The sequence below is a fragment of the Streptomyces sp. SID11385 genome (assembly GCF_010548245.1).
GTDB lineage: Bacteria > Actinomycetota > Actinomycetes > Streptomycetales > Streptomycetaceae > Streptomyces.
Window position 1 is genome coordinate 1 of record NZ_JAAGLR010000702.1, and the last position, 7,181, is coordinate 7,181.

General features: G+C 72.7%; 8 protein-coding genes. 5 read left to right on the top strand and 3 right to left on the bottom strand.

Features of this window, described 5'->3' with window-relative positions; all coding sequences use genetic code 11:
• The 3 genes from G3I42_RS21480 to G3I42_RS21490 all read left to right on the top strand — a co-directional run.
• Positions 1 to 926: Stk1 family PASTA domain-containing Ser/Thr kinase (locus G3I42_RS21480; protein WP_164288310.1), on the top strand; the 926-nt coding region annotated here is incomplete at its 5' end.
• Positions 927 to 1,093: 167 nt separating this feature from the next.
• Positions 1,094 to 1,399, top strand: a complete 306-nt coding sequence (locus tag G3I42_RS21485; RefSeq protein ID WP_164288312.1) for a hypothetical protein — start codon at positions 1,094 to 1,096, stop codon at positions 1,397 to 1,399.
• Positions 1,400 to 1,435: 36 nt separating this feature from the next.
• Positions 1,436 to 2,299: a deoxyribonuclease IV gene (locus G3I42_RS21490; RefSeq protein WP_164288314.1), complete on the top strand. Its 864-nt coding sequence runs from the start codon at positions 1,436 to 1,438 to the stop codon at positions 2,297 to 2,299.
• Positions 2,300 to 2,314: 15 nt separating this feature from the next.
• Here the strand turns inward: G3I42_RS21490 and G3I42_RS21495 are convergent, their stop codons facing one another.
• The gene (locus tag G3I42_RS21495) at positions 2,315 to 2,983 is read right to left on the bottom strand and encodes a sulfite oxidase-like oxidoreductase (protein ID WP_164288316.1); all 669 of its coding nucleotides are present in this window, start codon (positions 2,981 to 2,983) and stop codon (positions 2,315 to 2,317) included.
• 196 nt (positions 2,984 to 3,179) lie between these two features.
• Between G3I42_RS21495 and bfr the strand changes: the two genes are divergently transcribed.
• Positions 3,180 to 3,698, top strand: coding sequence for a bacterioferritin (bfr, locus tag G3I42_RS21500; protein ID WP_164288318.1), 519 nt, complete (start codon positions 3,180 to 3,182; stop codon positions 3,696 to 3,698).
• A gap of 23 nt (positions 3,699 to 3,721) precedes the next feature.
• Here bfr and G3I42_RS21505 read toward each other — a convergent pair whose 3' ends face one another.
• Both G3I42_RS21505 and G3I42_RS21510 read right to left on the bottom strand, forming a co-directional pair.
• The gene (locus G3I42_RS21505; protein ID WP_164288320.1) at positions 3,722 to 4,063 is read right to left on the bottom strand and encodes a (2Fe-2S)-binding protein; all 342 of its coding nucleotides are present in this window, start codon (positions 4,061 to 4,063) and stop codon (positions 3,722 to 3,724) included.
• Positions 4,064 to 4,266: 203 nt separating this feature from the next.
• The gene (locus tag G3I42_RS21510) at positions 4,267 to 5,622 is read right to left on the bottom strand and encodes a 3-deoxy-7-phosphoheptulonate synthase class II (protein ID WP_164288322.1); all 1,356 of its coding nucleotides are present in this window, start codon (positions 5,620 to 5,622) and stop codon (positions 4,267 to 4,269) included.
• Between the two features lie 338 nt (positions 5,623 to 5,960).
• Here G3I42_RS21510 and G3I42_RS21515 point away from each other — a divergent pair.
• Positions 5,961 to 7,181: chorismate-binding protein (locus G3I42_RS21515; protein ID WP_203607114.1), on the top strand; the 1,221-nt coding region annotated here is incomplete at its 3' end.

Here is a 7,181-nt window from a genome sequence, read left to right on the forward strand (position 1 = left end):
ACGTGGGGCACACGAGCGTGCTGCCCGCGCCCACGCGTCCCGGGCGGCCCCGGCGCCGGCTGTGGTCGGCGCTCGTCGTCGCGGTCGTCGTGCTGTGCGGCGGCGCGGGCGTCTGGTACGTCAACGCCGGGCAGTTCACCGAGGTCCCGCGGGTGCTCGCGAAGAGCGAGAAGGAGGCGAAGGGGCGGCTCGACCAGGCGGGGCTGCGGGTCAAGGACGTCGAGGGCCGCTACAGCGCCACCGAGCCGCGCGGCACCGTGCTCGGTACGGACCCGGCCCCCGGCGCCCGCATCCGCGACCACGGCGAGGTCACCCTCACCGTCTCGCTCGGCCCGCGCACGGTCGACGTGCCCCGGCTCACCGGCAAGACGCTCGCCGAGGCGCGCACGGCGCTGCGCGGGCGCGGGCTCGACCCGGGCCTGGTCACCGAGCGCTTCGACCAGGACGTCAGCCAGGGCGCCGTGATCGGCACGGAGCCCCAGGCGGGCGAGAACGTCAAGGCCGGTTCGACGGTGCGGATCACGGTGAGCAAGGGCGCGCCCGTGGACGTACCGGAGGTGACGGGCAAGGACGAGGCGCGGGCGCGCGAGGAGTTGTCCGACGCGGGTCTCGACGTGAAGGTCGCCGACGGGCGGGTCTTCTCCCAGGACGCCGACGAGGGCGCCGTCGCGAAGCAGTCCCCCGCGCCGGGCAAGCGGCTCGCGGCGGGCGACACGGTGACGCTGACGCTCTCCAAGGGCCCCGATCTCGTGGAGGTCCCGGACGTGGAGGGCAAGCAGGAGGACGAGGCGAAGCAGCTCCTGGAGGACGCCGGGTTCGAGGTGAAGGTCTCCCGCTGGTTCCTCGGCCACACCGTGTGGCACCAGTCGGTCGGCGGCGGGGACACGGCACCGCGCGGCAGCACGGTGACGATCCGGGTGCGGTGACGGGCCGGCGACGGTGACGGTGACGGTCCGCGTACGGTGACGGTCCGCGCTCACGCGCGCGCACCTGAACGATTCCTTCACCGAAAACGTTCTCCGTGCCCGTGATCCACAGGGCAGACTTCTCCTCTCGGCCTCCACCGGAGAGGCCGTTTCGTGTGGGGGGAACCATGCGTCTGCGCACCGTCGCCGTCAGTGCCGTCCTCGTCCTCGGCGCGGGCCTCACCGCGACCGCCTGCTCGTCCTCGGAGAACGGCCCGGCGAGCGAGGGAACCGGAGGCCACACCGTCGTGCGGCCCGCCGCGGCCGACGCCACCCCCCTCGATCCGACCGATCCGACCGATCCCGACGATCCGTGTGCCGAGCCCCTGGCCGAGGGCCTGACCGACGAGGCGGACTGCGTCGTCGAGTTCCCCGAGGACCTCGTCATCGAGGAGGGCAAGCCCGCCGGCTCCGAGCGCCCGCACCTCCCCTGAGATCGGTTCGCCCCCGCCCCGTGTCACCCTGGACGGGTGAACACCACCCCCCGCAACCCCGTCGGCGCGCACATCCCCGTCGCCGGGGGCCTCGCGAAGACCGGCCTCTCCTACGCGCGCACGCTCGGCGCCGAAGCCGTGCAGGTCTTCGTCGCCAACCCGCGCGGCTGGGCGACGGGGCCCGGGGACCCGGCACAGGACGAGGAGTTCCGTACGCGCTGCGCCGCCGAGGGCCTGCGCGCGTACGTGCACGCCCCGTACCTCATCAACTTCGGCTCGCACACCGAGGCCACCGTCGAGAAGTCGGTGCTCTCGCTGCGGCACTCGCTGCGCAGGGCGCGCGAGATCGGCGCGCTCGGCGTCGTCGTGCACACCGGTTCGGCGACCGGGGGCCGTACGCGCGAGGTGGCGCTCGCGCAGGTGCGGGAGCGGATGCTGCCGCTGCTCGACGAACTGGACCACCCCGGGGACCCGGACCTGCTCCTGGAGCCGACGGCCGGGCAGGGCGCCTCGCTGTGCGCGCGGACCTGGGACCTCGGTCCGTACGTGGCCGCGCTCGACGCGCACCCGAAGCTCGGCGTGTGCCTCGACACGTGCCACGTCCACGCGGCGGGGCACGACCTCGCCGCCCCGGGCGGCGCGAAGCAGACGCTCGACCTGCTCGTGGACGCGGTCGGCGAGGGCCGGCTCAAGCTCGTCCACGCCAACGACTCGAAGGCGGGCTGCGGCTCGCACCTGGACCGGCACGAGAACATCGGCGCGGGCACGATCGGCGCCGAGGCGTTCGCGGAGCTGTGCGCGCACCCGGCGACGGCGGGCGTACCGCTGATCATCGAGACCCCGGGCGGCCCCGAGGGACACGCGGCGGACGTGGCACGCCTGAAGGAACTGCGCGGCTGAGCGCCGGGGCACCGCTCACAGCCCCGGTCCGTCCCCCGCCTCCTCCTGGTAGGTGTACCGCTGCTCCTGCCAGGGGTCGCCGATGTTGTGGTAGCCCCGCTCCTCCCAGAAGCCGCGCCGGTCGGCGGTCATGTACTCGACGCCGCGCACCCACTTGGGGCCCTTCCAGGCGTAGAGGTGCGGCACGACGAGGCGCACCGGGTAGCCGTGCTCGGCGGTGAGGGGCTCGCCGTCCTTGTGGGTGGCGAAGACGGTGTGCGGCGCGGCGAAGTCGGCGAGGCGCAGATTGGCGCTGTAGCCGTACTCGGCCCACACCATGACGTGCGTGGCCTGCGGCGCGGGCGGTACGAGGTCGAGCAGCGTACGGGCCGGGATGCCGCCCCACTCCGCGCCGGTCATGCTGAACCGGGTCACGCAGTGCAGATCGGCCTCGACGGTGGTCCAGCCGAGCGCGGTGAACTCCTCGTGGTTCCAGCCGCGCTTGTCGCCGTCCGCCGTCGCACCGAAGACGCGGAACTCCCAGCGCTCGGGCCGGAACTTCGGCACCGGGCCGTAGTGGGTGACCGGCCAGCCGCGCTGGAGCCGCTGTCCCGGGGGCAGCCGCCGCGCGCCCGGGGAGGGGTCGCCCGGGGCGGGCCCGCCGGGTGAGGGCGGACCCTCTCGCTCGCTCTCCGCCTGGCCCATGCATCCATCCTGACAGACCGGGCGGGAAGCCGCCGACCTGGCAGGTGTTACCCGGGTGGCCCCGGGGGCAGACGTGACTAAGCGTGCACTTACTGGACTCCGCGGAAGCGGTGATGCGACGATGCGCGCGTTCCGTAGCAGGTCGGACACCTGACGTACCCGCCGCCTAGTCGTACTCCTGGAAGGAGCCCGGACGATGCAGGGCGACCCCGAGGTCATCGAATTCCTGAACGAGCAGCTCACGGCCGAGCTGACGGCGATCAACCAGTACTTCCTGCACGCGAAGCTGCAGGATCACAAGGGGTGGACGAAGCTCGCGAGGTACACGCGCGCCGAGTCCTTCGACGAGATGCGGCACGCGGAGATCCTCACGGACCGCATCCTGCTCCTCGACGGCCTGCCGAACTACCAGCGGCTCTTCCACGTCTCGGTCGGGCAGACGGTGACGGAGATGTTCCGCGCGGACCGCCAGATCGAGGTCGAGGCGATCGACCGGCTGCGGCGCGGGGTCGACCTGATGCGCTCCAAGGGGGACATCACCTCGGCGAACGTCTTCGAGGCGATCCTCGCGGACGAGGAACACCACATCGACTACCTGGAGACCCAGCTCGACCTCATCGAGAAGCTGGGCGAGGCGCTGTACCTGTCGACGGTGATCACGCAGGAGCAGCCGGACCCCTCGGGCCCGGGCACGAGCGGCTTCAAGACCGACTGAGGCGGCGCGGGACGGGTACGGGCTCAGGCGGCGTCGTCGAGACGCGCGACCGGCGCGGCGGGTGTCCGCACGACCGGTACGGGCAGCCGCGTCGCCGGCGGCGGCTCCTGCGCGGCCGGTACGGGGAGCGGGCCCGGGACGGGCGGCGCGGCCGGTACGGGCAGGAACACCGGTTCGTCGCGATCGGCGGCCTCCCGGCGCGGGCAGGTGCCCCGGCCGAGGAGGGCCTGAATGCGGCGGACGCAACCGCCGCAGTCCGTCCCGGCCTTGCAGGCGGAGGCGATCTTGCGGGGTGTGACGGCCCCGTTCTCCGCGTGCGCGCGCACGTCCGCCTCCGTGATGCCGAAGCACGAGCACACGTACACGCGGGTCACCTCCTGCCGAAACCACCGGTCGTCCGGTCCCGCGAGGGACCGGTCGCCTCCCGCTGCGAGGGGACTACCCACCCGCCTTGCTGAGGCAAACCTAACCTAACCCGGCGGAGTCCGGCGAGGAACCCCGGATACGCCGATGGGGCACGGATCACAGGCGATCCGTGCCCCATCGGCGGCCGTACGGCCGGTTCACCTCACTGCGAGCGGTACATCTCCGCGACGAGGAAGGCGAGGTCGAGCGACTGGCTGCGGTTCAGGCGCGGGTCGCAGGCGGTCTCGTAGCGCTGGTGGAGGTCGTCGACGAAGATCTCGTCGCCGCCGCCCACGCACTCCGTGACGTCGTCGCCGGTCAGCTCCACGTGGATGCCGCCGGGGTGGGTGCCCAGCTCCTTGTGGACCTCGAAGAAGCCCTTGACCTCGTCGAGCACGTCGTCGAAGCGGCGGGTCTTGTGGCCCGAGGCGGCCTCGAAGGTGTTGCCGTGCATGGGGTCGGTGACCCAGGCGACGGTGGCGCCCGAGGCGGTGACCTTCTCGACGAGCGTCGGGAGCTTGTCGCGGATCTTGTCCGCGCCCATGCGCACGACGAAGGTGAGGCGGCCGGGCTCGCGCTCGGGGTCGAGGCGCTCGATGTACTGGAGCGCCTCCTCCGGGGTCGTGGAGGGACCGAGCTTGATGCCGATCGGGTTGCGGATCTTCGAGGCGAACTCGATGTGGGCGCCGTCGAGCTGGCGGGTGCGCTCACCGATCCACACCATGTGCGCCGAGACGTCGTAGAGCCGCCCGGTGCGCGAGTCGACGCGGGTGAGCGCCGACTCGTAGTCCATGAGCAGGGCCTCGTGCGAGGAGTAGAACTCGACGGTGCGGAACTCCTCCGGGTCGGTCCCGCAGGCCCGCATGAAGTTCAGCGCGTTGTCGATCTCGCGGGCGAGCTGCTCGTAGCGCTGGCCCGAGGCCGAGGTGCGGACGAAGTCCTGGTTCCAGGCGTGCACCTGGCGCAGGTCCGCGTAGCCGCCCGTGGTGAAGGCGCGCACGAGGTTCAGCGTCGAGGCCGAGTGGTGGTACATGCGGCGCAGGCGGTCCGGGTCGGGGACGCGGGCGGCCTCGGTGAAGTCGAAGCCGTTGACGGAGTCGCCCCGGTAGCTGGGGAGCGTCACCCCGTCGCGGGTCTCGGTGTCCTTCGAGCGGGGCTTGGAGTACTGGCCCGCGATCCGGCCGACCTTCACGACGGGCACCGAGGCCGCGTAGGTGAGGACGGCGCCCATCTGGAGGATCGTCTTGAGCTTGGCGCGGATGTGCTCGGCGGTCACGGCGTCGAAGGACTCGGCGCAGTCGCCGCCCTGGAGGAGGAACGCCTCGCCGCGGGCGACGGCTCCCATCCGGGTGCGCAGCTCGTCGCACTCGCCGGCGAAGACGAGCGGGGGATACGACTCAAGGTCCGCGACGACTTCGCGCAGGGCCTCGGCATCGGGGTACGTAGGCTGCTGCGCCGCGGGCAGGTCTCGCCAGCTCGCCTTGGTGGCGAGGGCGTCTGTTTCAGCGATGGCGGTCACGACGGCCACCTTACGGGGTGGGCGGGGGCGGCGGCGGACGTGGTTCGGTCGGTGAGACGTCGCCGGGGGCCCGGCCTTTTCCGGGGCTCCGCCCCGGACCCCGCTCCTCAAGCGCCGGAGGGACTGAATCTGTGCGGCTGTGATGTCGAGCGCGGGTGGATTCCGGCCTTGCTGCGGTACGCTCCCCCCATGTTCGCGACTCTTTCCATGTGGTGGTGGTCCGCTCCCTAGGCGGTCCACCTCTTGTCGCGTATGCGAAAGGCCGCCCGAGGGCGGCCTTCGGTGTTTTCCGGGGGTGGGCTCTCCCGGCGGTTCCCGTCCCTCCCGGAAGGAACCCGATGTCCACCACAGCTCAGGTCCTCGCACGTCTCACCGCCCCCTGTGCCCCTCCCTTCGCGCTGCTGCGGCGCCGTACGCCCGGCCTGGAACCCGACACCGTCGAGGTACTGCTCGGACAGGTGCGCGAAGTGGAACGGCTCGCGGACATCCCTGACGAGGACGCCGCGCACCCCGTCCTCGCCCTCGTCCCGTTCGGCCAGATCAGGGAGCGCGGCTTCGAGGTGCGCGAGGACGGGACGCCGCTCGCGGTGCTCGTCGCCGAGGAAACGCACCGGCTGCCGCTCGACGAGGTGACGGCGCTGCTGCCCGCGCACCGCCCCGGAATCGTCGGCCACGGCTTCGACCAGGACGACGACGCCTACGCCGCGACGGTGGGCCGGGTGCTGCGGGACGAGATCGGCTCCGGCGAGGGCGCGAACTTCGTCGTGCGCCGCACCTACCGGGCCGAGATCCCCGGCTTCGGTCGGCCGGACGCGCTCGCGCTGTTCCGGCGGCTGCTCGTGGGCGAGCGGGGCGCGTACTGGACGTTCGTCGTGCACACCGGGGAGCGCACGCTCGTCGGCGCGAGCCCGGAGGTGCACGTGCGGATGACGGGCGGGACCGTCGTCATGAACCCGATCAGCGGCACCTACCGCTATCCGGCCGGCGGCCCGGACTCCGAGGACCTGCTGCGCTTCCTCGCGGACGCGAAGGAGAAGGAGGAGCTGTCGATGGTGGTGGACGAGGAGCTGAAGATGATGGCGACCGTCGGCGACCTCGGCGGGGTCGTCGTCGGGCCGCGCCTGAAGGAGATGGCGCACCTCGCGCACACCGAGTACGAGTTGCGCGGGCGCTCAACGCTGGACGCGCGCGAGGTGCTGCGCGAGACGATGTTCGCCGCGACCGTGACCGGCTCCCCGGTGCAGAACGCCTGCCGGGTCATCGCGCGCCACGAGCCGGACGGGCGCGGCTACTACGCGGGCGCGCTCGCGCTCATCGGCCGCGACGCCTCGGGCGCGCAGACGCTCGACTCGCCGATCCTGATCCGTACCGCCGACATCGACGCGGCGGGCGGGCTGCGCGTCGCCGTCGGCGCGACGCTCGTGCGCGGCTCGGACCCGTACGGCGAGGTCGCGGAGACGCACGCGAAGGCGGCGGGGGTGCTGACGGCGCTGGGCGTACGGGAGGAGGCGGCGCGGACGGACGGCGCGCCGCCCGCGCGGCTCGCGGACGATCCGCGG

What these genes read in the sequence shown, in the direction of transcription:
- G3I42_RS21485 (WP_164288312.1), top strand. Translation starts at nt 1,094, where the DNA reads ATGCGTCTGCGCACCGTCGCCGTCAGTGCCGTCCTCGTCCTCGGCGCG.
- G3I42_RS21495 (WP_164288316.1), bottom strand. Translation starts at nt 2,983, where the DNA reads ATGGGCCAGGCGGAGAGCGAGCGAGAGGGTCCGCCCTCACCCGGCGGG.
- bfr (WP_164288318.1), top strand. Translation starts at nt 3,180, where the DNA reads ATGCAGGGCGACCCCGAGGTCATCGAATTCCTGAACGAGCAGCTCACG.